At 60.8% G+C, this 2,205-nt stretch carries 3 protein-coding genes, 1 tRNA gene and 2 pseudogenes; all 6 read left to right on the top strand.

From position 1 onward, the window contains the following. On the top strand, positions 1-158 hold a 158-nt coding region (locus RMO40_RS02050), incomplete at its 5' end, for an EF-Tu C-terminal domain-related protein (RefSeq protein ID WP_489660090.1). A 22-nt stretch (positions 159-180) separates the two neighbouring features. Then, positions 181-256, top strand: a tRNA-Trp gene (locus RMO40_RS02045). A 112-nt stretch (positions 257-368) separates the two neighbouring features. Further along, positions 369-749, top strand: a complete 381-nt coding sequence (gene secE / locus RMO40_RS02040; RefSeq protein ID WP_309715568.1) for a preprotein translocase subunit SecE — start codon at positions 369-371, stop codon at positions 747-749. Between the two features lie 5 nt (positions 750-754). Next, positions 755-1,345, top strand: coding sequence for a transcription termination/antitermination protein NusG (nusG, locus tag RMO40_RS02035; protein ID WP_309715565.1), 591 nt, complete (start codon positions 755-757; stop codon positions 1,343-1,345). 144 nt (positions 1,346-1,489) lie between these two features. Beyond that, positions 1,490-1,921, top strand: a pseudogene (gene rplK / locus RMO40_RS02030) (50S ribosomal protein L11). A gap of 2 nt (positions 1,922-1,923) precedes the next feature. Then, positions 1,924-2,205, top strand: a pseudogene (gene rplA / locus RMO40_RS02025) (50S ribosomal protein L1); the annotation flags it as partial.

Here is a 2,205-nt window from a genome sequence, read left to right as displayed (position 1 = left end):
AGCTGCCCAAGGACAAAGAAATGGTCATGCCGGGCGACAACGTCAGCATCACCGTGAAGCTGATCAACCCGATCGCCATGGAAGAAGGCCTGCGCTTCGCCATCCGTGAAGGCGGCCGCACCGTCGGCGCCGGCGTCGTGGCAAAGATCTTGGAGTAAGTTTTTTCGCTGTAACAGCCACAGGGGTATAGCTCAATTGGCAGAGCGCTGGTCTCCAAAACCAGAGGTTGTAGGTTCGATTCCTACTGCCCCTGCCACGATTGGGGTGAAGCCCCGGACGTGGCGCGTGTCGAAGGCCCGCACGGAGCGTTTCAATCCGGCGGGCTTTGCTGCTGAAGGGCAGTCGGTGTTTTGAAGCTGAAGACAAATATGGCCAATCCGCAAATCGAAACTGTTTCCACTGGTGCTGACAAGGCCAAGCTGGCCGTGGCCGGCATCTTGGTGGTCGCTGCCGTGGCGGCGTTCTACATGCTCGGCAAGCAAGACATGTGGTTGCGCGTGGTCGCGTTGCTGGTGTTGCTGGCGATGGCCGTGGTGACCTTCTTTGTCTCCGAACCGGGCAAGCAGTTGATCGCTTTTGGTCGCGATTCCGCCCGCGAAGTGCGCAAGGTGGTGTGGCCCACGCGCAAGGAAGCCGGCCAGATGACGCTCTACGTGTTTGCGTTTGTGGTCGTGATGGCCTTGTTCTTGTGGTTGACCGACAAGACCCTTGAGTGGGTGTTCTACGACCTGATTCTTGGCTGGAGGTAAGCCTGATGAGCGAACAAACCGCAAGCGGCGACGTGAGCGCCGCCGCCTCGCAGGCGCCGGCCACCAACAAGCGCTGGTACGTCGTTCACGCCTACTCGGGCATGGAGAAGGCTGTCGAGCGCAACCTGCGTGAGCGCATCGACCGCTCGGGCATGCAAGAGAAGTTCGGCCGCATCCTGGTGCCGATGGAAGAGGTTGTCGAGCTCAAGAATGGCAAGAAGGCCGTGACTGAGCGCCGCTTCTTCCCCGGCTACGTGCTGGTCGAGATGGAAATGGCCGACGACACCTGGCACCTGGTGAAGCACACCAGCAAGGTGACCGGTTTTGTGGGTGGCGCGAAGAACCGCCCCTCGCCGATCTCGGAAGCTGAGGTGATGAAGATCGTCACCCAGATGCAAGAGGGTGTGGAGAAGCCGCGCCCCAAGGTCGAGTGGTCGGTGGGCGAGTTGGTGCGTGTCAAGGAAGGCCCGTTCACGGACTTCAATGGCGCTGTGGAAGACGTCAACTACGACAAGTCGAAGGTGCGCGTGTCAGTCACCATCTTCGGCCGTGCCACGCCGGTGGAACTCGACTTCTCGCAGGTCGAAAAGATTTAGCTTGAATGGCGGCTGGGCGCTCACGCGCCGAAGCCATTCCGTTGCTGCCGGTGACGAGACACCGGCAAGAGGAGCCAAGGTAACCAGTCCTTGGCGTTTGTACTCAGGGCCCGCTGTTGTTTGCGGGTCTGTTTGGAGAGAAATATGGCAAAGAAAATTGTCGGCTTCATCAAGCTGCAAGTCCCGGCCGGCAAGGCCAACCCGTCGCCCCCGATCGGCCCGGCGCTCGGTCAGCGCGGTCTGAACATCATGGAGTTCTGCAAGGCGTTCAACGCCCAGACCCAAGGCATGGAACCCGGCCTCGTGCTGCCTGTGGTTATCACCGGTTTTGCGGACTAGTCGTTCACCTTCGTGCTCAAGAGCCCGCCCGCATCGGTGCTCATCAAGAAGACGCTGAAGCTCGACAAGGGATCGGCCAAGCCGCACACCGACAAGGTGGGCAAGTTGACCCGCGCACAAGCCGAAGAAATCGCCAAGATCAAGATCAAGGACCTCACCGGTGCCGATCTTGACGCCGCCGTCCGCACGATCGCTGGTACCGCCCGCTCGATGGGCGTCACTGTGGAAGGGGTCTGAACATGGCCAAGTTGACCAAACGCCAAAAGGCGCTCGCCGGCAAGGTGGAGAGCACCAAGCTGTACGCGCTCGACAACGCGATCACCATCGTCAAGTCGTGTGCCACCGCCAAGTTCGATGAATCCATCGACGTGGCCGTGCAGCTCGGCATCGACGCCAAGAAGTCTGACCAGGTCGTGCGTGGCGCCGTCGTGCTGCCCAACGGCACTGGCAAGACCAAGCGTGTCGCCGTGTTCGCCCAAGGCGCCAAGGCCGAAGAAGCCAAGGCCGCCGGTGCCGACATC

The sequence above is a fragment of the Rhizobacter sp. genome, from assembly GCF_031412075.1.
GTDB lineage: Bacteria > Pseudomonadota > Gammaproteobacteria > Burkholderiales > Burkholderiaceae_C > Rhizobacter.
Note: the sequence above shows the minus strand (reverse complement) of the source record. Positions and strands in the feature narration are given on the sequence as shown.